The sequence below is a fragment of the Stenotrophomonas maltophilia genome (assembly GCF_047497515.2).
Lineage (GTDB): Bacteria > Pseudomonadota > Gammaproteobacteria > Xanthomonadales > Xanthomonadaceae > Stenotrophomonas.
Genome location: NZ_JAXAXL020000001.1, coordinates 37754 through 63225 on the forward strand (window position 1 = coordinate 37754; position 25472 = coordinate 63225).

The 25472-nt window shown below is 64.8% G+C and carries 22 protein-coding genes and 3 tRNA genes; all 25 read left to right on the forward strand.

Going from position 1 to position 25472, the window contains the following annotated elements; genetic code table 11:
* Positions 1 to 8: 8 nt before the first annotated feature.
* Positions 9 to 446: a preprotein translocase subunit SecG gene (gene secG / locus ACMZPQ_RS00160; protein WP_197580417.1), complete on the forward strand. Its 438-nt coding sequence runs from the start codon at positions 9 to 11 to the stop codon at positions 444 to 446.
* Positions 447 to 497: 51 nt separating this feature from the next.
* Positions 498 to 582, forward strand: a tRNA-Leu gene (locus ACMZPQ_RS00165).
* Between the two features lie 111 nt (positions 583 to 693).
* Positions 694 to 1050, forward strand: coding sequence for an NADH-quinone oxidoreductase subunit A (locus ACMZPQ_RS00170; RefSeq protein WP_008265012.1), 357 nt, complete (start codon positions 694 to 696; stop codon positions 1048 to 1050).
* Positions 1041 to 1595, forward strand: coding sequence for a NuoB/complex I 20 kDa subunit family protein (locus ACMZPQ_RS00175; RefSeq protein ID WP_197580418.1), 555 nt, complete (start codon positions 1041 to 1043; stop codon positions 1593 to 1595). The genes ACMZPQ_RS00170 and ACMZPQ_RS00175 overlap by 10 nt, the downstream gene beginning before the upstream one ends.
* A 33-nt stretch (positions 1596 to 1628) precedes the next feature.
* Positions 1629 to 2378, forward strand: coding sequence for an NADH-quinone oxidoreductase subunit C (locus ACMZPQ_RS00180; RefSeq protein WP_005410462.1), 750 nt, complete (start codon positions 1629 to 1631; stop codon positions 2376 to 2378).
* Complete coding sequence (locus tag ACMZPQ_RS00185; RefSeq protein WP_197580419.1) at positions 2375 to 3682, forward strand: NADH-quinone oxidoreductase subunit D; 1308 nt, start codon at positions 2375 to 2377, stop codon at positions 3680 to 3682. Before ACMZPQ_RS00180 ends, ACMZPQ_RS00185 begins: the two co-directional genes overlap by 4 nt.
* A 97-nt stretch (positions 3683 to 3779) precedes the next feature.
* Complete coding sequence (gene nuoE / locus ACMZPQ_RS00190) at positions 3780 to 4307, forward strand: NADH-quinone oxidoreductase subunit NuoE (protein WP_006381132.1); 528 nt, start codon at positions 3780 to 3782, stop codon at positions 4305 to 4307.
* A 4-nt stretch (positions 4308 to 4311) separates the two neighbouring features.
* Positions 4312 to 5652 (forward strand): NADH-quinone oxidoreductase subunit NuoF, encoded by a 1341-nt coding sequence (nuoF, locus tag ACMZPQ_RS00195; RefSeq protein ID WP_006458704.1) that lies wholly within the window; start codon positions 4312 to 4314, stop codon positions 5650 to 5652.
* Positions 5649 to 7883 carry an NADH-quinone oxidoreductase subunit NuoG gene (nuoG, locus tag ACMZPQ_RS00200; RefSeq protein WP_197580420.1) on the forward strand — a complete coding sequence of 745 codons (2235 nt, stop codon included), beginning with the start codon at positions 5649 to 5651 and terminating at the stop codon, positions 7881 to 7883. Before nuoF ends, nuoG begins: the two co-directional genes overlap by 4 nt.
* Positions 7880 to 8974 carry an NADH-quinone oxidoreductase subunit NuoH gene (gene nuoH / locus ACMZPQ_RS00205; protein WP_197580421.1) on the forward strand — a complete coding sequence of 365 codons (1095 nt, stop codon included), beginning with the start codon at positions 7880 to 7882 and terminating at the stop codon, positions 8972 to 8974. The genes nuoG and nuoH overlap by 4 nt, the downstream gene beginning before the upstream one ends.
* 4 nt (positions 8975 to 8978) lie before the next feature.
* Positions 8979 to 9467 carry an NADH-quinone oxidoreductase subunit NuoI gene (nuoI, locus tag ACMZPQ_RS00210; RefSeq protein ID WP_005410456.1) on the forward strand — a complete coding sequence of 163 codons (489 nt, stop codon included), beginning with the start codon at positions 8979 to 8981 and terminating at the stop codon, positions 9465 to 9467.
* A gap of 9 nt (positions 9468 to 9476) precedes the next feature.
* On the forward strand, positions 9477 to 10133 hold the full coding sequence (locus ACMZPQ_RS00215; RefSeq protein ID WP_197580422.1) for an NADH-quinone oxidoreductase subunit J: 657 nt from the start codon (positions 9477 to 9479) through the stop codon (positions 10131 to 10133).
* Complete coding sequence (gene nuoK / locus ACMZPQ_RS00220; protein ID WP_005410454.1) at positions 10130 to 10435, forward strand: NADH-quinone oxidoreductase subunit NuoK; 306 nt, start codon at positions 10130 to 10132, stop codon at positions 10433 to 10435. The genes ACMZPQ_RS00215 and nuoK overlap by 4 nt, the downstream gene beginning before the upstream one ends.
* Before the next feature lie 7 nt (positions 10436 to 10442).
* A complete protein-coding gene (gene nuoL / locus ACMZPQ_RS00225) occupies positions 10443 to 12617 on the forward strand; it encodes an NADH-quinone oxidoreductase subunit L (protein ID WP_197580423.1) in 2175 nt (724 codons plus the stop codon).
* Between the two features lie 23 nt (positions 12618 to 12640).
* Positions 12641 to 14149, forward strand: coding sequence for an NADH-quinone oxidoreductase subunit M (locus ACMZPQ_RS00230; RefSeq protein ID WP_008268294.1), 1509 nt, complete (start codon positions 12641 to 12643; stop codon positions 14147 to 14149).
* Positions 14150 to 14164: 15 nt separating this feature from the next.
* A complete protein-coding gene (nuoN, locus tag ACMZPQ_RS00235; RefSeq protein WP_049456506.1) occupies positions 14165 to 15625 on the forward strand; it encodes an NADH-quinone oxidoreductase subunit NuoN in 1461 nt (486 codons plus the stop codon).
* A gap of 127 nt (positions 15626 to 15752) precedes the next feature.
* Positions 15753 to 15829, forward strand: a tRNA-Met gene (locus ACMZPQ_RS00240).
* An 82-nt stretch (positions 15830 to 15911) separates the two neighbouring features.
* Positions 15912 to 15988 (forward strand) — tRNA-Met (locus ACMZPQ_RS00245).
* 368 nt (positions 15989 to 16356) lie between these two features.
* Positions 16357 to 16947: a ribosome maturation factor RimP gene (gene rimP / locus ACMZPQ_RS00250; RefSeq protein WP_053450381.1), complete on the forward strand. Its 591-nt coding sequence runs from the start codon at positions 16357 to 16359 to the stop codon at positions 16945 to 16947.
* A 4-nt stretch (positions 16948 to 16951) separates the two neighbouring features.
* Positions 16952 to 18463: a transcription termination factor NusA gene (gene nusA, locus ACMZPQ_RS00255; RefSeq protein WP_006458580.1), complete on the forward strand. Its 1512-nt coding sequence runs from the start codon at positions 16952 to 16954 to the stop codon at positions 18461 to 18463.
* Between the two features lie 92 nt (positions 18464 to 18555).
* The gene (infB, locus tag ACMZPQ_RS00260; protein ID WP_197580424.1) at positions 18556 to 21204 is read left to right on the forward strand and encodes a translation initiation factor IF-2; all 2649 of its coding nucleotides are present in this window, start codon (positions 18556 to 18558) and stop codon (positions 21202 to 21204) included.
* 125 nt (positions 21205 to 21329) lie between these two features.
* Complete coding sequence (gene rbfA / locus ACMZPQ_RS00265; protein ID WP_107231057.1) at positions 21330 to 21713, forward strand: 30S ribosome-binding factor RbfA; 384 nt, start codon at positions 21330 to 21332, stop codon at positions 21711 to 21713.
* Between the two features lie 106 nt (positions 21714 to 21819).
* On the forward strand, positions 21820 to 22728 hold the full coding sequence (gene truB / locus ACMZPQ_RS00270) for a tRNA pseudouridine(55) synthase TruB (RefSeq protein ID WP_197580425.1): 909 nt from the start codon (positions 21820 to 21822) through the stop codon (positions 22726 to 22728).
* 174 nt (positions 22729 to 22902) lie between these two features.
* Positions 22903 to 23163, forward strand: coding sequence for a 30S ribosomal protein S15 (gene rpsO, locus ACMZPQ_RS00275; protein ID WP_005410445.1), 261 nt, complete (start codon positions 22903 to 22905; stop codon positions 23161 to 23163).
* Between the two features lie 152 nt (positions 23164 to 23315).
* Entirely contained in the window at positions 23316 to 25424 is a 2109-nt protein-coding gene (gene pnp, locus ACMZPQ_RS00280; protein WP_197580426.1) for a polyribonucleotide nucleotidyltransferase, read from the forward strand.
* Positions 25425 to 25472 lie beyond the last annotated feature (48 nt).

The window sequence follows — 25472 nt, forward strand, 5'->3', positions numbered from 1 at the left end:
GGTTTCCAATGCTGATGTTGATCCTCAATGTCGTCTACGTGCTGGTCGCTGTGGCCATGATCGCGCTGATCCTGATGCAGCGTGGCTCGGGTGCGGCGGCGGGTTCGGGCTTTGGTGCCGGTGCCTCGGGTACGGTGTTCGGTGCGCGCGGCGCCTCGAACTTCCTGTCCAAGTCGACCAAGTGGCTGGCCGTGGTGTTCTTCGGCATCAGCCTCTTCATGGCCTGGTATGCCGGTCACGGCACGCGCCCGGCGGCCGACCAGGATCTGGGCCTGATGTCCGCCCCGGCGGCAACCGCTCCGGCGGCTCCGGCGGGCGAACTGCCGGCCGTTCCGAAGGCCGATGCGGTCCCGGCCGCCCCGGTTCCGGCCGCGAATGTGCCGGCTAAGGCGGAATCTTCGGTTTCTGGTGAAGAAAAGCCTTCGGAAGGCTCCCAGAAACACTGAAGCCGGTTACAATACGCGGCGCATCGGGAAGATAGTCTGATGTGATCGTTTGCCCAGGTGGCGGAATTGGTAGACGCACTACCTTGAGGTGGTAGCGACTTAGGTCGTAGGGGTTCGAGTCCCCTCTTGGGCACCATTTGTAAGTAAAGCGGGTTCGTCTGGCGCGCAAGGCGCCAGGCAGATTCCCGTCCACTCCCCCATGCCAAAGCGCCTGCAGGCGCAGCGGCAGAGGCAAGAGAGAATCGCTGTGCTGGCCGAATATTTGCCGTCTCTGCTGTTTCTGATCGTTGCCACCGGTATCGGCATTACGCTGATGCTGGTTGGTCGATTCCTCGGTCCCCGCCGCCCCGATCTGGAAAAGCTGTCGCCGTATGAGTGCGGCTTCGAGGCCTTCGAAGACGCGCGCATGAAGTTCGACGTGCGCTACTACCTGATCGCGATCCAGTTCATCGTCTTCGACCTGGAAATCATCTTCATCGTGCCGTGGACCCAGGTCTTCATGGAGCTGGGCGCCCGTTCGCTCATTACCATGGGCCTGTTCGTCGGCATGCTGTTCCTCGGTTTCATTTACGTCTGGAAGAAGGGAGCGCTGGAATGGGAGTGATTCAGACTCTCGATGGCCTCATGAACAATCCGTCGCCGGAAGGCCGGGTTGATGACATCCTGCGGCCGGAAGGCGACAACCCGCTGCTGGAAAAGGGCTTTGTCACCACCAGCGTCGACGCACTGCTGAACTGGGCACGCACCGGCTCGATGTGGCCGATGACCTTCGGCCTGGCCTGCTGCGCGGTCGAGATGATGCACGCCGGCGCCGCGCGCCTGGACCTTGACCGCTATGGCGTGGTGTTCCGCCCGTCGCCGCGTCAGTCCGACGTGATGATCGTGGCCGGTACCCTGGTCAACAAGATGGCCCCGGCGCTGCGCAAGGTCTATGACCAGATGCCGGACCCGAAGTGGGTCATCTCGATGGGCAGCTGTGCCAACGGCGGTGGTTACTACCACTACTCCTATTCTGTGGTGCGCGGCTGTGATCGCGTGGTGCCGGTGGACATCTATGTCCCGGGCTGCCCGCCGACCGCCGAGGCGCTGGTGTACGGGATCCTGCAGTTGCAGAAGAAGATCTGGCGTACACAGACCATCGCCCGCTGACCCCTTCACCTGACAAGAGCGCGCCAAGCCCCCATGGCAGAGCAAGCATCCTTCATCGACCGACTGTCCGCACGTTTCGCTGGTGCGAAGGTCATCGTGGTCGAACCCCGCGGCGAAGTGACGCTGGAAGTGCCTGCCGCCGAGTGGCACGCCACCGCCCTGGCGCTGCGTGACGAGTTTGGTTTCGAGCAGGCCGTGGATCTCTGCGGCGTCGACTACCTCGGTTATGGCTCCGACGAATGGGACACCGCCGACGTGTCCTCGCAGGGCTTCAGCCGTGGTGTCGAAGGCAAGGCCCAGGGCCGCTTCGCCTGGGGCGAGTTCCCCACCGAGGAAAACGGCGCTGACGGTGCCCGCCCGCAGCACATGCCGACCCAGCGTTTCGCCGTGGTCGCCCAGCTGCGTTCGTACCAGCACAACCTGATGATGCACCTGCGCTGCTTCGCCCCTGACGAAGCGCTGCCGGTGGTGTCCTCGCTGACCGGCATCTGGCCGGGCCTGAACTGGTTCGAGCGCGAAGCGTTCGACCTGTACGGCGTGATCTTCGAAGGCCACCCGGACCTGCGCCGGATCCTGACCGACTACGGTTTCGTCGGGCATCCGTTCCGCAAGGACTTCCCGCTGATCGGCAATGTCGAAGTCCGCTACGACGAAGAAAAGAAGCGCGTGATCTACGAACCGGTCACCTCGGTGGAGCCGCGTGTCGGCGTGCCGCGCGTGATCCGTGACGACGCCCGTCTGCAGACCGCAGAAGGCGAGCGCGCGCAGGAGGCAGTGAAGTGAGCCACGCACACCAGGCCGGCGAAGCGTTCGCCAGCAACGCCGCCGAAAGCCGGCAGGAAATCCGCAACTACACCATGAACTTCGGCCCGCAGCATCCGGCCGCTCACGGTGTGCTGCGCCTGATCCTGGAAATGGACGGCGAGACCATCATGCGCGCCGACCCGCACGTGGGCCTGCTGCACCGTGGTACCGAGAAGCTGGCCGAGTCCAAGCCGTTCAACCAGTCGATCGGCTACATGGATCGCCTGGACTACGTGTCGATGATGTGCAACGAGCACGCCTACGTGCGCGCGATCGAGACCCTGATGGGCATCGAGGCGCCGGAGCGTGCGCAGTACATCCGCACCATGTACGACGAAATCACCCGCATCCTCAACCACCTGATGTGGCTGGGCTCCAACGCGCTCGATCTGGGCGCCATGGCGGTCATGCTGTACGCCTTCCGCGAACGCGAAGAGCTGATGGACTGCTACGAAGCGGTCTCCGGCGCGCGCATGCACGCGGCGTACTACCGTCCGGGCGGTGTCTACCGCGACCTGCCGGACCACATGCCCAAGTACAAGGAATCGCGCTGGCACAAGGGCAAGGCGCTGAAGCAGCTCAATGCTTCGCGCGAAGGCTCGCTGCTGGACTTCCTGGAGAACTTCACCAACGAGTTCCCGGGTCGCGTTGACGAATACGAAACCCTGCTGACCGACAACCGTATCTGGAAGCAGCGTACGGTCGGCATCGGCGTGGTCAGCCCGGAACTGGCCCACCAGTGGGGCATGACCGGCGTGATGCTGCGCGGCTCGGGCGTTGCCTGGGACCTGCGCAAGAAGCGTCCGTACGCCAAGTACGATGCCGTCGATTTCGACATCCCGCTGGGCAAGGAAGGCGACTGCTACGACCGTTACCTGGTCCGCGTTGCCGAAATGCGCGAATCCAACCGCATCATCAAGCAGTGCGTGGCGTGGCTGAAGGCCAACCCGGGCCCGGTGATGGTGAAGAACTTCAAGGTCGCTCCGCCCAAGCGCGAGGACATGAAGGACGACATGGAAGCGCTGATCCACCACTTCAAGCTGTTCAGCGAAGGCTATTGCGTGCCGGCCGGTGAAACCTATTCGGCGGTGGAAGCCCCGAAGGGTGAGTTCGGCTGCTACCTGGTCTCCGATGGCGCCAACAAGCCGTTCCGCGTGCACCTGCGTGCGCCGGGCTTCGCCCACCTGTCCTCGATCGATTCGATCGTGCGCGGCCACATGCTGGCCGACGTGGTGGCAATGATCGGCACCTACGATCTGGTGTTCGGCGAGGTTGACCGGTAATGCCGTCCGCCACGCCAACGCCCGCTGCAGGCAGCCGGCGCAAGCCGGCGCCGCAGTTTCTGGAATTTCACGTTATGCATTTCGCTGAGGTCGGCCGATGAAGGCGACAGGTAATTTCGAGGCGGCGCGCGACGTCGACCCGATGGTGGTGCTGAGCGACAAGACCCGCGCTCACATCGATCACTGGCTGTCCAAGTTCCCGCCGGACCGCAAGCGCTCTGCCGTGCTGCAGGGGCTGCATGCGGCCCAGGAGCAGAACGAGGGCTGGCTGACCGACGAACTGATCGCCGGCGTGGCCAAGTACCTCGACCTGCCGCCGGTGTGGGCCTACGAGGTCGCCAGCTTCTACTCGATGTTCGAGACCGAGAAGGTGGGCCGCAACAACGTGGCCATCTGCACCAACATCAGCTGCTGGCTCAATGGCGCCGAGGACATCGTGCGCCATTGCGAGAAGAAGCTGGGCATCAAGCACGGTGAATCGACCCCGGACGGCCGCGTCTACCTCAAGCGCGAGGAAGAGTGCCTGGCCGGCTGCGGTGGCGCGCCGATGATGGTCATCAACGGTCACTACCATGAGCGTCTGACCCTGGAAAAGGTCGACGAGCTGCTGGACGGGCTGGAGTAAGGGCATGGCACATCACCACGAATCCAAGGGTCCGGTCGGCCCCGCGCCGCTGCCGCACCAGGTGGTCTACACCACCCTGCATTACGACACCCCGTGGTCGTACGAAAGCTACCTGAAGACCGGTGGCTATGCCGCCCTGCGCAAGATCCTCGAAGAGAAGATCCCGCCGGAGCAGGTCATCGAGATGGTCAAGGCCTCGGGCCTGCGCGGCCGCGGTGGCGCCGGCTTCCCGACCGGCCTGAAGTGGTCCTTCATGCCCAAGGGCAACATGCAGAAGTACATCCTCTGCAACTCGGACGAATCCGAGCCGGGCACCTGCAAGGACCGCGACATCCTGCGCTACAACCCGCATTCGGTGGTGGAAGGCATGGCGATCGCCTGCTACGCCACCGGTTCGACCGTGGGTTACAACTACCTGCGCGGTGAGTTCCACCACGAGCCGTTCGAACATTTCGAGCAGGCCCTGGCCGATGCCTATGCAAATGGCTGGCTGGGCAAGAACGTGATGGGCTCGGGCGTGGACATCGACATCTACGGTGCGCTGGGCGCCGGCGCGTACATCTGCGGCGAAGAAACCGCGCTGATGGAATCGCTGGAAGGCAAGAAGGGCCAGCCGCGCTACAAGCCGCCGTTCCCGGCGAACTTCGGCCTGTACGGCAAGCCGTCGACGATCAACAACACCGAAACCTACGGTTCGGTGCCGGCGATCATCCGCAACGGCCCGGAGTGGTTCAAGGGCCTGAGCCTGACCGCCAACGGCGGCCCGAAGTGCTTCTCGGTGTCCGGTTGCGTGCAGAACGGCGGCAACTTCGAAGTGCCGCTGGGCACCACCTTCGATGACCTGCTGGAAATGGCCGGTGGCCTGCGTCCGGGCCGCACCCTGAAGGGCGCGATTCCGGGCGGCGTGTCGATGCCGGTGCTGACCGCGGCCGAGCTGAAGGGCCTGCCGATGGACTACGACACCATCCGTGCACTGGGCTCGGGCCTGGGTTCGGGCGCCGTCGTGGTGCTCGATGACAGCGTCTGCTGCGTCAAGTTCGCATGCCGCATCAGCCAGTTCTTCCACAAGGAATCCTGCGGCCAGTGCACCCCGTGCCGCGAAGGCACCGGCTGGATGCACCGTGTGCTGGAGCGCATCGTTGCCGGCAAGGCCACGATGGAAGACCTGCACCAGCTGAAGGCAGTGGCCGGCCAGATCGAAGGCCACACCATCTGCGCGTTCGGCGAAGCGGCTGCATGGCCCATCCAGGGCTTCCTGCGCCAGTTCTGGGACGAGTTCGAGTACTACATCGTCAACGGTCATTCGATGGTTGACGGCAAGAAGGTGGAGGCAGCCGCTGCATGAGCGCGCAACCCGTAAATCCGAGCGTCCCACCCGATCACGTCACCATCGAGATCGATGGCAAGTCGCTGGTCGTGCCCAAGGGCTCGATGATCATCCAGGCCGCCGACAAGGCCGGCATCTCCATTCCGCGCTTCTGCTACCACGAGAAGCTGCCGATCGCCGCCAACTGCCGCATGTGCCTGGTGGACGTGGAGAAGTCGCCGAAGCCGGCGCCGGCCTGTGCCACCCCGGTGATGGACGGCATGAAGGTCGCCACCCGCAGCGAGAAGGCACTGAAGTTCCAGCGCTCGGTGATGGAGTTTCTGCTCATCAACCACCCGCTGGACTGCCCGATCTGCGATCAGGGCGGCGAGTGCGAGCTGCAGGACGTGTCGCTGGGCTATGGCCGTTCGGTCAGCCGCTTCAACGAGCGCAAGCGCGTGGTGCCGGACGAGGACATGGGTCCGCTGGTCGCCACCGAGATGACCCGCTGCATCCAGTGCACGCGCTGCGTGCGCTTCACCGCCGACGTGGCTGGCACCTATGAACTGGGTGGCATGTACCGCGGCGAGAACCTGCAGATCGGTACCTACGACGGCAAGCCGCTGACCACCGAGCTGTCCGGCAACGTCGTCGACGTCTGTCCGGTCGGTGCGCTGACCAACAAGGTGTTCCAGTTCCGCGCCCGCCCGTGGGAACTGACCGCACGCGAGTCGCTGGGCTACCACGACGCGATGGGTTCGAACCTGTTCCTGCACGTGCGCCGCGGCGAAGTGCTGCGCACCGTGCCGCGCGACAACGAAGCCGTCAACGAGTGCTGGCTGTCCGACCGTGACCGCTACTCGCACCAGGGCCTGTACAGCGAAGACCGTGCGGTCAAGCCGCTGCGCAAGGTCAATGGCGAGTGGAAGGAAGTGAGCTGGGCCGAAGGCCTGGCCGCGGCCGCCGAAATCCTCAAGGCCAACCAGGGCGACACCCTGGGCGTGCTGGTGCATCCGTCGACCTCGAACGAGGAAGGCGCGCTGCTGGCCCGCCTGGCCAAGGGCCTGGGTTCGAGCAACATCGACCACCGCATCAACAACCGCGATTTCTCCGACGCCGCAACCGCCGAAGTGTTCGGCCTGCCGCTGGCGGAAATCGAAGGCGCCGACCGCATCGTCGTTCTGGGCAGCAACATCCGCCACGAACTGCCGCTGCTGCACGCCCGCCTGCGCAAGGCGCAGACCACCAACGGCGCCAAGATCCACGTCGTCAACCCGGTGGACTTCGACTTTGCCTTCAGCATCGCCGGCAAGCAGATCGTCGCGCCGTCGAAGTTCGCCGACGCGCTGGCCAACGCCGAGCTGCGTTCGGCAGTGCAGGGTGGCAACAACACCGTGCTGATCGTCGGTGGCATCGCCGAGAACCACCCGCAGGCTGCCGCGATCCGCGCCGCTGCGCGTGACTTCGCAGCCGCCACCGGTGCCAAGCTGTGCCGCATCCCGCAGGGCGCCAATGCCGTTGGCCTGGCCCGTGCCGGCGTGCTGCCGGCCGGCAAGGACGTCGCCGCGATGCTGGCGCAGCCGCGCCAGGCCTACGTGGTGTACGGCCTGGAGCCGGGCCTGGACTTCGCCGATGCTCCGGCCGCGCGCAAGGCGCTGGTCGGTGCCAAGGTGGTGGCCTTCAGCCAGTTCGCCTGTGCCTCCACCCGCGACGTTGCCGATGTGATCCTGCCGATCGGCGCGCTGCCGGAAATCGACGCCACCCTGACCAACCTCGATGGTCGCGAGCAGTCGGCCCGTGCCGGCGGCAAGCTGCCGGGCGAGGCGCGTGAGGGCTGGCGCGTGCTGCGCGCACTGGGCGGCGAAATGGCGCTGGCCGGTTTCGACTTCACCGACCTGGCCGGCCTGCGTGCCAGCCTGGCGCCGGTGTCGGTCAGCGTTGCCGCTTCGGCGCAGCCGGCCGTGGCCGGCGAAGGCCTGGAAGTGGCTTCAACCGCCGCGATCTACCGCACCGATGCGGTGGTCCGTCGCGCCCCGGCGCTGCAGTCGCATCCGCTCAACAACGCCCCGCGCATCGTGCTGAACGCTGAAGATGCCGCTCGCCTGCAGCTGCAGGAAGGGCAGATGGCCAAGGTCGGCACCGATGCCGGCAAGGCCACCCTGCCGGTGGTGGTCGACGCCCGCGTCGCTGCGGGTTCGGTCTGGATTGAATCGGGCCACGGCGCGACCGCGCCGCTGGGTGCCGCTCGCGTATCGGTGGTGGCTGCATGAACGAATTGCTGTTGAACGCGGTCGACCCGCTGCACCAGTGGCTGCTGGGCCTCGGTGACATCGGCGCGCTGATCTGGATCATCCTGAAGATCCTGGTGATCGCCGTTCCGGTGATCGTCTCGGTGGCCTTCTACGTGGTCTGGGAACGCAAGCTGATCGGCTGGATGCACGTCCGCCACGGCCCGATGTACGTGGGCATGGGCATCTTCCAGGCCTTCGCCGACGTCTTCAAGCTGCTGTTCAAGGAAGTGGTCCAGCCGAGCAGCGCCAACAAGGCGATCTACCTGCTGGCCCCGCTGATCACCCTGGCCCCGGCCTTCGCGGCCTGGTCGGTGGTGCCCTTCGATTCGCAGATCGTGCTGTCCAACGCCAACGCCGGCCTGCTGTACCTGCTGGCGATGACCTCGCTGGGCATCTACGGCATCATCCTGGCCGGTTGGGCATCCAACTCGAAGTATGCGTTCCTGGGTGCCATGCGCGCCTCGGCGCAGATGATCAGCTACGAAATCGCGATGGGCTTCGCCCTGGTCGGCGTGATGATCGCCTCGGGCAGCTTGAACCTGAGCAACATCGTGATGGCGCAGGCCGGCAGCTCCGGCTTCTTCGACTGGTTCCTGCTGCCGCTGTTCCCGCTGTTCGTCATCTACTGGGTGTCGGGCGTGGCGGAAACCAACCGCGCGCCGTTCGACGTGGTGGAAGGCGAGTCGGAAATCGTTGCCGGCCACATGGTCGAATACTCCGGCGGTGCCTTCGCGCTGTTCTTCCTGGCCGAATACGCGAACATGATCCTGATCAGCTTCCTGATCTCGATCTTCTTCCTCGGCGGCTGGCTGAGCCCGATCCAGGGCTGGGTCAACTTCGGTGATGTCTCGCCGCTGGTCGACTGGATCTGGAAGGGCGGTGCACCGTGGCTGTTCGTCAAGGTGTTCTTCTTCGCCAGTGCCTACATCTGGTTCCGTGCCAGCTTCCCGCGCTTCCGCTATGACCAGATCATGCGCCTGGGCTGGAAGGTCTTCATCCCGCTGGCCATTCTGTGGATCGCGGTTACCGCCGTCATGGTGTTCTTCGGCGTGATTCAAAAGGGCGTCTAAAGTGATGAACAGGATTACCCATTACTTCAAGAGCCTGCTGCTGCTCGAACTGCTGGCGGGCCTCTGGCTGACGCTGAAGTACAGCTTCAAGCCGAAGTACACGATGATGTACCCGATGGAGAAGTTCCCGCAGTCGCCGCGCTTCCGTGGCCTGCACGCCCTGCGCCGTTATCCCAACGGGGAAGAGCGCTGCATCGCCTGCAAGCTGTGCGAAGCGGTGTGCCCGGCGCTGGCCATCACCATCGACTCGGCCAAGCGCGAAGACGGCACCCGCCGTACCACGCGCTACGACATCGATCTGTTCAAGTGCATCTTCTGCGGCTTCTGCGAGGAAAGCTGCCCGGTGGACTCGATCGTCGAAACCCACATCCTCGAGTACCACTTCGAGAATCGTGGCGAAAACATCGTTACCAAGCCGCAGCTGCTGGCCCTGGGCGACCGTCTCGAAAACGAGATCGCCGAGCGTCGCGCCGCCGATGCCGCTTACCGCTGAGGTCGAGAGATGGATTGGGTAAATATCGCTTTCTGGGTGTTCGCCATCGCGGCAACGGTTTCGGCCGGTGCGGTGATCAGCGTGCGCAACCCGGTTCACGCCGTGCTCTGCCTGGTGCTGACCTTCTTCTCCATCGCCTGCGTGTGGCTGCTGGTGGGCGCCGAGTTCCTCGGCGTGGCCCTGGTGCTGGTCTACGTCGGCGCGGTGATGGTGCTGTTCCTGTTCGTGGTGATGATGCTGGACATCGATCCCACCAAGCTGCGTGAGGGCTGGGTGCGCTACCTGCCGGTCGGCCTGATCGTTGCGGTCGCGATGCTGGTGCAGATGCTGATCCTGATCGGCGTCAAGGCCCGATCGGTCACGCCGTTCCCGGCCGACAACGCTGCTGCGGTCGCCGCCGACAGCTCCAACGTCACCTGGCTGGCGCGCACGCTGTTCACCGAGTACCTGCTGCCGTTCGAATTCGCTGCCGTCATCCTGACCGTGGCCGTCGTCGCCGCCGTGATGCTGACCCTGCGCCGCCGTACCGGCGTGAAGAGCCAGAACCCGGGCGAGCAGACCATGGTCAAGGCCGACCAGCGCCTGCGCATGGTCAAGATGGGTGCAGAAGCACCGGTCGTGCACAGCAACAGCAAGCCGGCCGCCGGCGAGGAGACCCAGCCGTGATTACCCTTGGCCACATGCTTGCGCTCGGCGCGGTGCTGTTCGCCATCAGCCTGGCCGGCATCTTCCTCAACCGGAAGAATGTCATCGTCCTGCTGATGTCGATCGAACTGATGCTGCTGTCGGTGAACATCAACTTCGTCGGCTTCTCGCGTCAGCTGGGCGATCCGTCCGGCCAGCTGTTCGTGTTCTTCATCCTGACCGTCGCCGCCGCGGAAGCCGCCATCGGCCTGGCGATCCTGGTGACCCTGTTCCGTACCCGCCGCACGATCAATGTCGGCGAAGTCGATTCGCTGAAGGGCTGATCCACAGATGGAAATCACTCTCTCCAAGAGTCTGTTGATCGCAGTGGTGCTCGCACCGCTGTTCGGCAGCATCATCGCCGGCCTGTTCGGTCGCCAGGTCAAGCGCTTCGGCGCGCAGGCCATCACCATCCTCGGCGTCGCGGTTGCCTGCGGCCTGTCGATGTACACGCTCTACCAGTTGCTGTGGGGCGGCGCGCAGCCGTTCAACCAGAACATCTACACGTTCTTCGAAGTCGGCCAGTATTCGGCCCACGTCGGCTTCATGGTCGACAAGCTGACCGCGATGATGATGGTGGTGGTGACCTTCGTGTCGCTGCTGGTCCACATCTACACGATCGGCTACATGCAGGACGATCCGGGCTACCAGCGGTTCTTCAGCTACATCTCGCTGTTCACCTTCTCGATGCTCACCCTGGTGATGAGCAACAACTTCCTGCAGTTGTTCTTCGGCTGGGAAGCGGTGGGCCTGGTGTCGTACCTGCTGATCGGCTTCTGGTTCAAGCGCCCGACCGCGATCTTCGCCAACATGAAGGCGTTCCTGGTCAACCGCGTCGGTGACTTCGGCTTCCTGCTGGGCATCGCCGGCGTGCTGTGGGTGTTCGGCACCCTGGACTACTCGCAGGTGTTCTCGCAGGCCGGCATGCTGGCTGATCCGCGCGCCCAGCTGCAGATCTGGGACGGCACGATCCTCGGCATGCAGCTGCTGAACGAGCCGGTGATCTGGTCGATCGCCACCGTCATCTGCATCTGCCTGTTCATCGGCGCCATGGGCAAGTCGGCCCAGGTCCCGCTGCACGTGTGGCTGCCGGACTCGATGGAAGGCCCGACCCCGATCTCGGCACTGATCCACGCCGCGACGATGGTGACCGCCGGTATCTTCATGGTTACCCGCATGTCGCCGCTGTTCGAGCTGTCGCAGACCGCGCTGAACTTCATCCTCTTCATCGGTGCCACCACTGCGTTCTTCACCGGCCTGATCGGCATCGTGCAGAACGACATCAAGCGCGTCGTCGCGTATTCCACGCTGTCGCAGCTGGGCTACATGACCGTGGCACTGGGCGTGTCGGCCTATTCGGCCGCCGTGTTCCACCTGATGACCCACGCCTTCTTCAAGGCCCTGCTGTTCCTGGGCGCCGGCTCGGTCATCATCGCGATGCACCACGAGCAGGACATGCGCAAGATGGGCGGCCTGCGCAAGTACATGCCGATCACCTTCGTCACCATGTGGATCGGCACCCTGGCCCTGGTCGGTACGCCGTTCTTCTCGGGCTTCTACTCGAAGGACACCATCATCGAGGCGGCCGAGATCCACGCCCACATGCAGAACAGCTGGGTGGCCACCTATGGCTACTGGGCGGTGCTGGGTGGCGTGCTGGTGACCAGCTTCTACAGCTTCCGCCTGCTGTTCATGACCTTCCATGGCAAGGAGCGCTTCCGCGACGCGCATGATGACCATGGCCACGGCCATGACGATCACCACGCCGCAGACGCACACCATGCCGATGCACACCACGGCGATGCCCATGACGACCACGGCCATGGCCACGGTCCGCATGAGCCGCATGAAACCCCGTGGGTGGTGACCCTGCCGCTGATCCTGCTGGCCATCCCGTCGATCGCCATCGGTTTCTTCAGCATCGGTCCGATGCTGCATGGCACCGACTGGGCCGGCCACCACGCCCACGCGGCGATCCAGGGCCAGGTCAACACGTTCTTCACCGGCATCGTCGACTTCTACGATCCGGCCAAGAACACCGTTGCCTTCCTGGGCGAAGAGTTCCACGGGCCGGTGGCGTTCGCGCTGCACGGCATGATGCTGCCGCCGTTCTGGCTGACCCTGGCGGGCTTCCTGCTGGCTGCACTGTTCTACCTGTGGAAGCCGGACCTGTCGGGCAAGGCGCGCAAGACCTTCGCCCCGCTGGTGTCGGTGCTGGAAAACAAGTACGGCTTCGACAAGCTGTGGATCGATGGCTTTGCCGGCGGCAGCGTCAAGCTTGGCAAGGTCGCACGCTGGATCGACAGCAACATCGTCGACGGCGTGGTCAATCTCTCGGCACGTGTTGTGGACGTCGCAGCCGGCGTGCTGCGTCGTACCCAATCCGGTTTCCTCTATCACTACGCCTTCGCGATGATCATCGGCCTGATTGCCCTGCTGGGCGTGCTGATGCATTACCTGCGTTGATGACCTGTACGGAATAAGAAGACGTGTCGAACTGGCCTCTACTCAGTGTCCTCATCTGGCTGCCGATCCTCGGTGGCGCCCTGATCCTTGCGATCCGTGATGCGCAGACCGCCCGCTGGGCGTCGCTGGGCGTCGCGGTGCTGACCTTCGTGGCGAGCCTCTCGTTGCTGAGCGGCTACAACGCGGGCATCGACGGTCTGCAGTTCGTCGAGACCCATGCGTGGATCCCGGCGTACAAGATCGGCTACAACCTGGGCGTGGACGGCATTGCCGTGGCGCTGATCCTGCTGACCACGCTGGTCAGCGTGCTTGCCCTGATCGGCGCCTGGAGCGCCATCGACAAGCGCGTCAACCAGTACGTGGCCGCCTTCCTGATCCTGGAAGGCGTCACGGTCGGTATCTTCTCGGCCACGGACGCGATGCTGTTCTACGTGTTCTTCGAGGCGATGCTGATCCCGATGTTCCTCATCATCGGTGTCTGGGGCGGTCCGCGCCGCATCTACGCCGCGCTTAAGTTCTTCCTGTACACCTTCCTCGGCTCGGTGCTGATGCTGGTGGCACTGATCTACCTGTACCTGAAGGGCGGCAGCTTCCAGCTGGCCGACCTGTATGCGCTGCCGCTGTCGGCCAAGGAACAGACCTGGATCTTCTTCGCTTTCCTGATCGCCTTCGCGGTCAAGGTGCCGATGTTCCCGGTCCACACCTGGCTGCCGGATGCCCACGTGGAAGCGCCGACCGCCGGTTCGGTGATCCTGGCCGCCATCGCCCTGAAGATCGGCGGCTACGGTTTCCTGCGCTTCAACCTGCCGATCGTCCCGGATGCATCGCAGGAATGGGCCTGGCTGGTGATCGCGCTGTCGCTGATCGCGGTGATCTACGTCGGCCTGGTCGCCCTGGTGCAGGACGACATGAAGAAGCTGATCGCCTATTCGTCGATCGCGCACATGGGCTTCGTCACCCTGGGCACCTTCATCGCCCTGTGGCTGGTGCGTGAAGCCGGCAATGCCGACGCCGCCCGCCTCGGCCTGCAGGGCGCCATGGTGCAGATGATCTCGCACGGCTTCGTGTCCGGCGCGATGTTCTCCTGCGTCGGCGTGCTGTACGACCGCATGCACAGCCGCCGCATCGCCGATTACGGCGGCGTGGTCAACGTGATGCCGTGGTTCGCCACCTTCGCCATGCTGTTCTTCATGGCCAATGCCGGCCTGCCGGGCACCAGCGGCTTCGTTGGCGAGTTCATGGTCATCCTGTCGGCGTTCCAGCGTAATCCGTGGATCGCGCTGGGCGCGGCCACCACCCTGATCATCGGCGCCGCCTACACCCTGTGGCTGTACAAGCGCATCTTCTTCGGCGAAGTGGCCAACAGCCATGTGGCCGAACTGAAGGACATCAACGGCCGCGAATGGCTGGTGCTGGGCGTGTTCGCCATCGGCGTGCTGGCGCTGGGCATCTACCCCAAGCCGCTGACCGACCTGATGGAGCCCTCGATCGCGAAGCTGGCGATGCAGATCGCATCCAGCAAGCTGCTGTAATTCCAGGATTTGATGATGACCACCTCGCCGCTGCTGCCATTGACCGCCGCTGACCTGCCACCGCTCGCTCCCGAGCTGGTGCTGATCGGCAGCGCCTTCGCCCTGATGATCCTCGACCTGTTCGTCAGCAACCGGAACAAGATCGTCACCCACCTGTTCTCGCTCGCTGCGCTGGCCGTGGTGCTGTTCATGCTGGCCACCGGCGTGGGCGGGCAGGGGGAGGTCTTCCATGGCATGTTCGTGCGCGATACCGCCGCGGACGTGATGAAGACCGGGATCGTGCTGCTCAGCGGCCTGACCCTGGTCTATGGCTGGCGCTACCTGCGTGACCGCAACCTGTTCCAGGGCGAGATTCCGGTACTGATCCTGTTCGGCACCGCCGGCATGATGATCCTGGTCTCGGCCGGCAGCCTGCTGATGGTCTACCTGGGCCTGGAACTGCTGGCGCTGTGCTCCTACGCGCTGGTTGCCAGCAACCGCGAGAACGGCCTGGCCTCCGAAGCGGCGATGAAGTACATCGTGCTCGGTTCGCTGGCCTCGGGCCTGCTGCTGTACGGCATGTCGCTGATCTACGGCGCCACCGGCAGCCTGCACCTGGACGTCATCCGTGATGCCATCCCGCACTCGGAAGAGCGCGTGCTGCTGATCACCGGTGCGGTGTTCATGATCGCCGGCGTTGCCTTCAAGCTGGGTGCCGCGCCGTTCCACATGTGGCTGCCGGACGTGTACCAGGGTGCCCCGGCACCGATCGCACTGTTCATCAGCTCGGCGCCGAAGCTGGCCGCCTTCGGCATGGCCTACCGCCTGCTGGAAATGGGCGTGGGCCCGCTGTCGACCGAACTGCAGCTGCTGATTGCCGGCCTGGCCGCGGTCTCGCTGGTCATCGGCAACCTGATGGCCATCGCGCAGAGCAACCTGAAGCGCATGCTGGCGTTCTCCACCGTTTCGCACATCGGCTTCCTGCTGATGGGCATCGCCGGTGGTGGCGCGCAGGGCTACGCCGCCGCGCTGTTCTACGCACTGGCCTACGCCATCATGTCGACCGCCGCGTTCGGCGCGATCATCGCGCTGTCGCGTGCTGGCTTCGAAGCCGAGAACATCGAAGACTTCAAGGGCCTGAATGCCCGCAACCCGTGGATGGCCGGCCTGGTGCTGTGCATCATGGCGTCGCTGGCTGGCATCCCGCCGTTCCTGGGCTTCTGGACCAAGCTGGCCGTGCTGGGCGCGGCGGTCAATGGCGGCCTGCTGTGGCTGGCGATCCTGGGCGTCCTGTGCGCCGTGGTCGGCTGCTTCTACTACCTGCGCGTCATCAAGGTCATGTACTTCGATGAGCCGGTGGGCGAGGCCATGCCGCGCAGCAACGACCGCGTGCTGGGCCTGGTGCTGGGCGTGAACGCACTGGCGCTGCTGGCGCTGGGCATTGCCTGGAACCCGATCATGGTCTGGTGCCAGCAGGCATTTGCGCATCTTGCATAAAAGTTGACACAAAGCTGCGCGATTCGTGTAATATGCGCAGCCTGAGTTGTCACTGCAGCGGTTCAGCCAGAACATCGTTGCGGTAGCCCTCCTCGAAAGAGCAGGGCAGCAGTTCAAACACTTCCGGTGCGGGGTGGAGCAGTCTGGCAGCTCGTCGGGCTCATAACCCGAAGGTCGCAGGTTCAAATCCTGCCCCCGCTACCAACGTCGGATCGGCGCCAACCGGTTTGATGAATGAGGGAAAGCTTGCATTTATCCCAGCAATGCCTCATGATTCCGCTTCTGATGCGGGGTGGAGCAGTCTGGCAGCTCGTCGGGCTCATAACCCGAAGGTCGCAGGTTCAAATCCTGCCCCCGCTACCAAGTAAAGAAAACGCCTTCGAAGTCCTGCTTCGAAGGCGTTTTTCTTTGGGTTGTGTGGCGTCTCCGCGCGATCGGGGCCAGATCCCTTTTGCTGCGGGAAAGGGATCTGGCCCCGGCCCCGCACCTTGCACCAGCGCGGTGCAGCCGCTATCATCAGCGGCCTAGCAGTACCCCTGAAGGCGGCCTCCCAGCGGGAGTCCGGACCCGGAAGGAGGGCCGCAACCAGCAGGCACTGCAGGTTGCAACCGGAATCCAGTCACCGGAGTCTTTCCGGAAAAAGGGGCCCAGCGGGCCCTTTGTCGTTTCCGGGGCGTCATGTTTCCACGCTGGCCAAGGCCGGCACCCAACCATAGAGATCAAGGCAGGCTGTGAGCGACAAGGCAACCGACATCGCGAATCTGCTCGCCCCGACCGTTGTGTCGCTGGGCCTGGAGCTGCTGGGCGTTGAGTATCTGCCGGCCCCCGGCGGTGCGACCCTGCGCCTTTACATCGACGTGCCGCTGGCTGAACAGCCCGAGCGCATCATCAATGTCGACGACTGCGAACGCGTCAGCCGGGAAGTGTCGGCGCAGATGGACGTCGAAGACCCGATCAGCGGCAACTACACGCTGGAAGTGTCTTCGCCGGGCGTCGATCGTCCGCTGTTCAACCTGGAGCAGTTCGGTCGTCACCTTGGCGAAATGGCCAAGGTCACCCTGAAGCTGCCGCAGGACAACCGTCGTCGCCTGCAGGGCCGCATCGAAGCAACCGACGAGGCTGCGGACACCATCACCTTCGTTGTCGACAAGACCGAAGTGGTCGTGTCGGCCGACAACATCGACAAGGCACGGATCATGCCTGACTGGGTGGCGCTGGGGCTGGCCCCGAGCAAGCCGACCGGTCCGGCGCCGAAGCGTCCGAAGCCGAACAAGAATTCTTCTTCCAACGAGCCGGCGGCAAAGAAGCCGCGCGCGGAGTGAGCCAATGAGCAAGGAACTGTTGCTGGTAGTCGACGCGGTCGCCAACGAGAAGGGCGTGCCGCGTGAAGTGATCTTCGATGCCATCGAGGCCGCCCTGGCCTCGGCAGCGAAGAAGCGCTATCCCGACGAGGAAGTGCTGACCCGCGTGGTCATCGACCACAAGGATGGCAGCTACGAAACCTACCGCCGCTGGGAAGTGGTGGCCGACGACGTGGTGATGGAATCGCCGGACCGCCAGATCCGCCTGATGGACGCCGTCGACGAAGCCGAAGGCGTGGACGTCGGCGACTACATCGAAGAGCAGATCGAGAACCCGGACTTCGGCCGCATCGCCGCCCAGGCCGCCAAGCAGGTCATCGTCCAGCGCGTGCGCGAAGCCGAGCGCCAGCAGGTCGTGGATGCGTGGAAGGATCGCGTCGGCGAACTGATCACCGGTGTGGTCAAGCGCGCCGAGCGCGGCAACATCTATGTCGACCTCGGTGGCAACGCCGAAGGCTTCATTCCGAAGGACAAGGGCATTCCGCGCGACGTGCTGCGCGCCGGTGACCGCGTGCGCGGCTACCTGGCCGAAGTGCGCTCGGAACCGCGTGGCCCGCAGCTGTTCATCAGCCGCGCCGCGCCGGAATTCATGATCGAGCTGTTCAAGCTGGAAGTGCCGGAAGTCGGCCAGGGCCTGGTGGAAATCAAGGCCTGTGCCCGCGATCCGGGCGACCGCGCCAAGATCGCCGTGCTCGCCCACGACCAGCGCACCGATCCGATCGGCGCCTGCATCGGCATGCGTGGTTCGCGCGTGCAGGCCGTGTCCAACGAGCTCAATGGCGAGCGCGTGGACATCGTGCTGTGGAACGACAACCCGGCCAACTTCGTCATCAACGCGATGGCGCCGGCCGAAGTGCAGTCGATCATCGTCGATGAAGACAAGCACTCGATGGACCTGGCGGTTGCCGAAGACCGCCTGGCCCAGGCCATCGGCAAGGGCGGCCAGAACGTGCGCCTGGCCAGCCGCCTGACCGGCTGGCAGCTCAACGTGATGACCCAGGACCAGGTCACCGCCAAGTCGGAGGCCGAGCAGGCTTCGGCCCGCCAGCTGTTCATGGACAAGCTGGAAGTGGACGAAGAGATCGCCGGCATCCTGGTCAGCGAAGGCTTCGGCACCGTCGAGGAAATCGCTTATGTCCCGGTCGGCGAACTGCTGGCCGTGGAAGGTTTCGACGAGGACATCGTCGAAGAGCTGCGCGCTCGTGCCCGCGATGCGCTGCTCAATGAGGCCCTGGCAGTCGAGGAAGGCCTTGAAGACGGCCAGCCGGCGCAGGACCTGCTGTCCCTGAAGGGCATGGACGAAGCCACCGCGTATGCGCTGGCCGGCCACGGCGTGCGTACCAGCGAGGACCTGTCCGACCTGGCCGCCGACGAGGTCATGGACTTCGGCATCGAAGGACTGGATCAGGCGCGCGCCGCTGCGCTGATCCTGGCCGCCCGTGCCGAAGAGATCGCCCGACTGGAACGCGGCGAATGAGCCGGCAATGAACAGGGCCCTGAGCCGCTCAGGGCGTAGAATCCGCGCCACCTCCAGATGCGGGGGGGCGCCCACAAGATCATAGGATCCGAATGTCGCAGCAAACCACCATCCGCAAGCTTGCCGAACTGGTCAACACGCCGGTCGAAAAACTGCTGGAACAGCTGGCCGGTGCCGGCATGAAGTTCAGCGGTCCCGACCAGGTCGTGACCAGCTCCGAGAAGGTGAAGCTCCTGGGCTTCCTTCGTCGTTCGCACGGCAAGCCCGAGCAGGCCCCGGAAGAGACCGATCAGTCTGCAAAGAAGATCACGCTCAACCGCCGGAAGCAGCAGGAAGTGACGGTCAATTCCGGTCGCAGCAAGACGACCGTGAATGTCGAGGTGCGCCAGAAGCGCACCTACGTCAAGGATGGTGCTCGCGCCATGACGCCGGACGAAGAGCGCGCCGACATCCTGCGCAAGCTGGAAGAGTCGCGTGCGCGCAACCTTGCCGAACAGCAGGCCCTGGCCGAGAAGGATCGTCTGCGCGACGAAGCCATCGTCCGTGCCCGCGAGGAAGAGGTTGCCGCCAAGGAACGCGCAGAGGCCGAAAAGAAGGCCGCCGAAGAAGCTGCGGCTGCCGCCAAGGCGGCCGAGGCACTGGCTGCCAGCAAGCCCAAGGTGCGCGCGCCGATCGACGAAACCGCGCCGCGTCCGCCGCGCACCCCGGCCGCAGCCCCGGCTGCGCCGCGTAGTGCACCGCCGCCGCCGCGCAGCGACGACCGCAACAACCGCAGCGCGCCGCGCAATGAGCGTGGCCCGGGCGATCGCTTTGCCGGCCAGATGCATCTGTCGGCCGCTGACCGTGCGCGTCGTGGCAACAGCAACAACAGCAACACCCGGGGTCGTCCGGGCGGTCGCAACCAGTCCGGTGGCCGTCGCGACATGTCGCGCGGTGGCAACAATGCCGGTCCGCACGCCTTCGAGCGTCCGACCGCACCGGTCGTGCGCGAAGTGGCGATCGGTGAAACCATCACCGTGGCCGACCTGGCGCAGAAGCTCGCGCTGAAGGGCGGTGAGGTGGTGAAGGCGCTGTTCAAGATGGGCGTGATGGCCACCATCACCCAGTCCATCGACCACGACACCGCAGCGCTGGTGACCGAAGAACTCGGCCACAAGGCGATCCGTGCCAATGACAACGACGCCGAAGACGCACTGCTGGCCTCGACCGGTGAAAACCAGGGCGAAGCCGTGCAGCGTCCGCCGGTGGTCACCATCATGGGCCACGTCGACCACGGCAAGACCTCGCTGCTGGATTACATCCGCCGCACCAAGGTCGCCACTGGCGAAGCCGGCGGCATCACCCAGCACATCGGTGCGTACCACGTCGATACGCCGAAGGGCGTCATCAGCTTCCTGGATACCCCGGGCCACGCCGCGTTCACCTCGATGCGTGCCCGCGGTGCCAAGCTGACCGATATCGTGGTGCTGGTGGTGGCCGCTGACGACGGCGTCATGCCGCAGACCAAGGAAGCGATCCAGCACGCCCGTTCGGCGGGTGTGCCGCTGATCGTGGCCATCAACAAGATCGACAAGTCCGGCGCCGACCCGATGCGGGTCAAGAACGAACTGCTCTCCGAGCAGGTCGTGGCCGAAGACTTCGGCGGTGACATCCAGATGGTGGAGATCTCGGCCAAGACCGGCCTGGGTATCGACGACCTGCTGGACGCCGTTTCGGTGCAGGCCGAACTGCTGGAACTGAAGGCCGTTGACGAAGGCCGCGCCTCGGGCGTGGTGATCGAATCGTCGCTGGACAAGGGCCGCGGCCCGGTCGCTACCGTGCTGGTGCAGCAGGGTCGCCTGAAGAAGGGCGACTACCTGGTGTGCGGCATCCAGTACGGCCGCGTGCGTGCACTGTTCGACGAAACCGGCAAGCAGCCGGAGTTCGCCGGCCCGTCCATCCCGGTGCAGGTCCTGGGCCTGTCCGGCGTGCCGGAAGCCGGTGATGATTTCGTGGTGGTCGAGGACGAGCGCCTGGCCAAGGACGTTGCCCAGCAGCGTGAGACCAAGCGCCGTGAATCGCGCCTGGTCGCCACTGCCGGCAGCCGCATGGAAGACATCATGGCGACCCTGGGCAAGGGCGAGGGCCAGCAGGTCCTCAACCTGGTCATCAAGGCCGACGTGCAGGGTTCGGTGCAGGCCCTGAGCCAGGCACTGGTCGCGCTGTCCAACGAAGACATCCGCATCAACGTGATCCACTCCGGCGTGGGTGGCATCACCGAGTCGGACGCCAATTCGGCGGCTGCTTCGAAGGCCACCGTCATCGGCTTCAATGTGCGTGCGGATGCTTCGGCCCGTCGCATCATCGAATCCAACGGCGTTGACCTGCGTTACTTCTCGATCATCTATGACGTGATCGATCAGGTGAAGCAGGTGGCTTCCGGCCTGCTGGGCGTGGAGATCCGCGAAGAGATCATCGGTATCGCCGAGGTCCGCGACGTCTTCCGCAGCTCCAAGCTGGGCGCCGTTGCCGGCTCGATGGTCATCGAGGGCGTGGTCAAGCGCAACAAGCCGATCCGCGTGCTGCGCGACAGCGTGGTGATCTTCGAGGGTGAGCTGGAATCGCTGCGCCGCTTCAAGGAGAACGTCGAGGAAGTCCGCAACGGTACCGAATGCGGTATCGCGGTGAAGGCCTACAACGACGTCAAGCCGGGTGACCAGATCGAGTGCTTCGAGCGTATCGAAGTGCCGCGCACCCTGTAATGCTGCAACGGACCGGCCCTCACGGGTTCGGTCCGCCCCCTGGTGGGGCCCGACCTTGGTCGGGCCGCTCCTCCTGGTAGGACCCGACCTTGGTTGGGTCACATTTGAATCGAGAGCCCGACCGCGTGCCCAAGACTTTCCATCGAACCGACCGTGTCTCCGCCCAGCTGCGCCGTGAACTCGGCACCCTGGTGCACAACGCCGTGCGCGAGCACGGGTTGCCCTCGGTGAGCGTGTCCGACGTGGAAATCACCCGCGACATGGCCCATGCCAAGGTGTTCGTCACCGCGCTGATGCCGGAGCGTTCGGCCGAAGCCGTCGCCGGCCTGAAGGAGCTGGGCTACCGCCTGCGCATGGACCTGGCCCGCGCGATGAAGCTGCGCCACGTGCCGGAACTGCATTTCCACTACGACGACTCGGTCGACCGTGGTGAGCACATCGACAACATCCTGCGCGACCTGCCCGATACGCTGGCCGCGGAGAAGCGTCGCGAAGGCGACGAAGAATAACCGCACGACGCCGGGCATGCCCGGCGTTGTTGCATACCGGCAACGTGATGCCCGTCTGGGCCGCGCTGCGGCAGCCGAGCATGGCTCGGTTCTACAACATCCTGTCATGACCCGAATTCAGTTCCGCCGCCTGGATGGCATCCTGCTGCTCGACAAGTCGTCCGGCATGAGCTCCAACGCCGCCCTGCAGGTGGCGCGCCGCCTGTTCCGTGCCGAGAAGGGCGGCCACACCGGCAGCCTCGACCCGCTGGCCACCGGCCTGCTGCCGCTGTGCTTCGGCGAGGCGACCAAGATCGCCGGCCTGCTGCTCGGCTCGGCCAAGGCCTATGACGCCGAGATCGTGCTCGGGCAGACCACCGATACCGACGATGCCGAAGGCCAGGTGCTGCTGCAGCGCCCGGTGCCGGTGATCAGTGCCGAAGCGCTGCGGGCCGCGCTGGCGCCGCTGACCGGCAGCATCCTGCAGCGGGCGCCGATCTATTCCGCGCTGAAGCAGGGTGGGGAGCCGCTGTATGTGAAGGCCCGTCGCGGTGATGCCATCGAGGCCCCGGAGCGCGAGGTCCAGGTCCACGCCATCGAGGTTCTGGAGCAGCAGCCGGAGCGGCTGCGCCTGCGCGTCACCTGCGGCTCGGGCACTTACATCCGCAGCCTGGCGCGCGATCTGGGCGAAAGCCTGGGCTGCGGCGCCCATATCAGCGCGCTTCGCCGGCTGTGGGTCGAACCATTCCGCGCGCCGGCGATGGTCTCCCTGGACCAGCTGCGGGCGATGGTCGAGGCGGGGGACGAGGCCGGCATGGACGCGTTGCTGCTGCCGTTGGCGGCTGGCCTGGCCGAATACCCGCGGGTCGACCTCGACGCTGAACAGGCGCACCGCTTCTGCGTCGGCCAGCGCCAGCGCGACGTGTCCTGGCCGCGTGGCCTGGTGACGGTGTTTGGTCCGGACGATGCTGTCCAGGGGCTGGGCCAGGTCGATGACAGTGGCCTGCTGGCCCCGCAGCGCCGATTCAATCTCTGACCGGGGCCTGCCGGTTCAGCCCCGGTCCTTGTCCCGGAAGCCCCCGACCGTTACAATTTCGCGGCCGTTTTCCGGCAACCTGCCTCGCGCAGGTTTCATCCTCGTAGTCCACGGCGAGCCTGGCGGTGCGCGAAGCGCGTTCCTGCCGGCCACGCATCACAGAGAAAAAAGAAAATGTCGATCGACACCCAGAAGGTCATTGAAGACAACAAGCGCAGCTCGGCTGACACCGGCTCCCCGGAAGTCCAGGTTGCACTGCTGACCGCCCGCATCGAACTGCTGACCGGCCACTTCAAGACCCACAAGAAGGACCACCACAGCCGCCGCGGCCTGCTGCAGATGGTCAACCGCCGTCGCAGCCTGCTCGACTACCTGAAGAAGAAGGACGTCGAGCGTTACAAGGCCCTGATCGAAAAGCTTGGCCTGCGTCGCTAAGCAACGAATCCCCCCGCGGCGCAGCGATGCGCCGCGGTTTTGTTTTGTAGCACCGCAATCCCCGATTCAGGCCGGAACGATCCGGCCACCCGCTGGCGGCAAGGGTCGCCGACGGTCCAAATTCGCAGACAGCATCCCCAAGGACACCCTCCGTGGCAAAAATCACCAAAACCTTCCAGTACGGCAAGCACACCGTCACGCTTGAGACCGGCGAAGTCGCCCGCCAGGCCAGCGGTGCCGTCATCGTCAAGATGGACGACACCGTACTGCTGGTCACCGCCGTCGCCGCCAAGAGCGCGCGCGAAGGCCAGGACTTCTTCCCGCTGACCGTCGATTATCAGGAAAAGTTCTACGCCGGCGGCCGTATCCCGGGTGGTTTCTTCAAGCGTGAAGGCCGTGCGACCGAGAAGGAAACCCTGATCTCGCGCCTGATCGACCGTCCGATCCGCCCGCTGTTCCCGGAAGACTACAAGAACGAAGTGCAGATCATCGCCACGGTCATGTCGTTGAACCCGGACGTGGACGGCGACATCGCTGCCCTGATCGGTGCCTCGGCTGCCCTGTCGCTGGCCGGCACCCCGTTCATGGGCCCGATCGGCGCTGCCAAGGTCGGCTACAAGAACGGCGAGTACATCCTGAACCCGACCGTCAGCGAACTGGCTGACTCGCAGCTGGAACTGGTCGTCGCCGGTACCTCCAACGCCGTGCTGATGGTCGAATCCGAAGCCGCGCTGCTGTCCGAAGAAGTGATGCTGGGCGCCGTGACCTTCGGTCACCGCGAAATGCAGAAGGTCATCAACGCGATCAACGAGCTGACCGTCGAAGCCGGCACCAAGCCGTCGACCTGGGAAGCCCCGGCCAAGAACGACGCGCTGATCTCCGCCCTGAAGGAAGCCATCGGCCCGCGCCTGGGCGAAGCCTTCCAGGTGCGCGACAAGCTGCAGCGCCGCGACGCCATCTCGGCGATCAAGAAGGACGTGGTCGAAACCCTGGCCGGCCGTGTGGCCGCCGAGGGCTGGAACCCGGCCGAGCTGTCGAAGGAATTCGGCGAGCTGGAATACAGCACCATGCGCAACTCGGTGCTGGATACCAAGGTCCGCATCGACGGCCGTGCGCTGGACACCGTCCGCCCGATCGCCGTGAAGACCGGCGTGCTGCCGCGTACCCACGGTTCCTCGCTGTTCACCCGTGGCGAAACCCAGGCCATCGTGACCATCACCCTGGGCACCGCCCGTGACGGCCAGGTCATCGATGCCGTTGCCGGTGAGTACAAGGAAAACTTCCTGTTCCACTACAACTTCCCTCCGTTCTCGGTGGGTGAGTGCGGCCGCATGATGGGCCCGAAGCGCCGCGAAATCGGCCACGGTCGCCTGGCCAAGCGTGGCGTGCTGGCTGTCATGCCGTCGCTGGAATCGTTCCCGTACACCATCCGCGTCGTCTCGGAAATCACCGAGTCGAACGGCTCCTCGTCGATGGCCTCGGTCTGCGGTTCGTCGCTGGCCCTGATGGACGCCGGCGTGCCGGTGAAGGCGCCGGTTGCCGGTATCGCCATGGGCCTGGTCAAGGAAGGCGAGCGCTTCGTCGTCCTGTCCGACATCCTGGGTGACGAAGATCACCTGGGCGACATGGACTTCAAGGTGGCCGGTACCGCTGAGGGCATCTCCGCCCTGCAGATGGACATCAAGATCGAAGGCATCACCGAAGAGATCATGAAGCAGGCCCTGCAGCAGGCCAAGGCTGGCCGTCTGCACATCCTGGGTGAAATGGCCCACGGCCTGACCGCCCCGCGTTCGGAGCTGTCCGACTACGCGCCGCGACTGCTGACCATCAAGATCCACCCGGACAAGATCCGCGAAGTGATCGGCAAGGGTGGTTCGACCATCCAGGCCATCACCAAGGAAACCGGCACCCAGATCGACATCCAGGATGACGGCACCATCGTCATCGCTTCGGTCAACGCCATCGCTGCCCAGGCCGCCAAGGCCCGCATCGAGCAGATCACCTCGGACGTCGAGCCGGGCCGCATCTACGAAGGCAAGGTCGCCAAGATCATGGACTTCGGTGCGTTCGTCACGATCCTGCCGGGCAAGGACGGTCTGGTCCACGTGTCGCAGATCTCCAGCGACCGCGTCGAGAAGGTCGGCGACGTGCTGAAGGAAGGCGATGTGGTCAAGGTCAAGGTGCTGGAAGTCGACAAGCAGGGCCGTATCCGCCTGTCGATGAAGGCCGTGGAAGAAGGCGAAGCCGCCAGCGCCGAGTAATCGACCTCCGGTCGATTACGCTGTCGCGGTGGGTGAGGACCGTTGGTC

Excerpts from the sequence above, each read along its gene's own strand:
- secG (WP_197580417.1), top strand. The coding sequence starts at position 9 with ATGCTGATGTTGATCCTCAATGTCGTCTACGTGCTGGTCGCTGTGGCC.
- infB (WP_197580424.1), top strand. The coding sequence starts at position 18,556 with ATGTCGCAGCAAACCACCATCCGCAAGCTTGCCGAACTGGTCAACACG.
- nuoI (WP_005410456.1), top strand. The coding sequence starts at position 8,979 with ATGAACAGGATTACCCATTACTTCAAGAGCCTGCTGCTGCTCGAACTG.
- nuoF (WP_006458704.1), top strand. The coding sequence starts at position 4,312 with ATGGCACATCACCACGAATCCAAGGGTCCGGTCGGCCCCGCGCCGCTG.
- rpsO (WP_005410445.1), top strand. The coding sequence starts at position 22,903 with ATGTCGATCGACACCCAGAAGGTCATTGAAGACAACAAGCGCAGCTCG.
- nuoH (WP_197580421.1), top strand. The coding sequence starts at position 7,880 with ATGAACGAATTGCTGTTGAACGCGGTCGACCCGCTGCACCAGTGGCTG.
- ACMZPQ_RS00215 (WP_197580422.1), top strand. The coding sequence starts at position 9,477 with ATGGATTGGGTAAATATCGCTTTCTGGGTGTTCGCCATCGCGGCAACG.
- ACMZPQ_RS00180 (WP_005410462.1), top strand. The coding sequence starts at position 1,629 with ATGGCAGAGCAAGCATCCTTCATCGACCGACTGTCCGCACGTTTCGCT.
- nuoL (WP_197580423.1), top strand. The coding sequence starts at position 10,443 with ATGGAAATCACTCTCTCCAAGAGTCTGTTGATCGCAGTGGTGCTCGCA.
- nuoN (WP_049456506.1), top strand. The coding sequence starts at position 14,165 with ATGACCACCTCGCCGCTGCTGCCATTGACCGCCGCTGACCTGCCACCG.
- ACMZPQ_RS00175 (WP_197580418.1), top strand. The coding sequence starts at position 1,041 with ATGGGAGTGATTCAGACTCTCGATGGCCTCATGAACAATCCGTCGCCG.
- truB (WP_197580425.1), top strand. The coding sequence starts at position 21,820 with ATGACCCGAATTCAGTTCCGCCGCCTGGATGGCATCCTGCTGCTCGAC.
- nusA (WP_006458580.1), top strand. The coding sequence starts at position 16,952 with ATGAGCAAGGAACTGTTGCTGGTAGTCGACGCGGTCGCCAACGAGAAG.
- nuoG (WP_197580420.1), top strand. The coding sequence starts at position 5,649 with ATGAGCGCGCAACCCGTAAATCCGAGCGTCCCACCCGATCACGTCACC.
- nuoE (WP_006381132.1), top strand. The coding sequence starts at position 3,780 with ATGAAGGCGACAGGTAATTTCGAGGCGGCGCGCGACGTCGACCCGATG.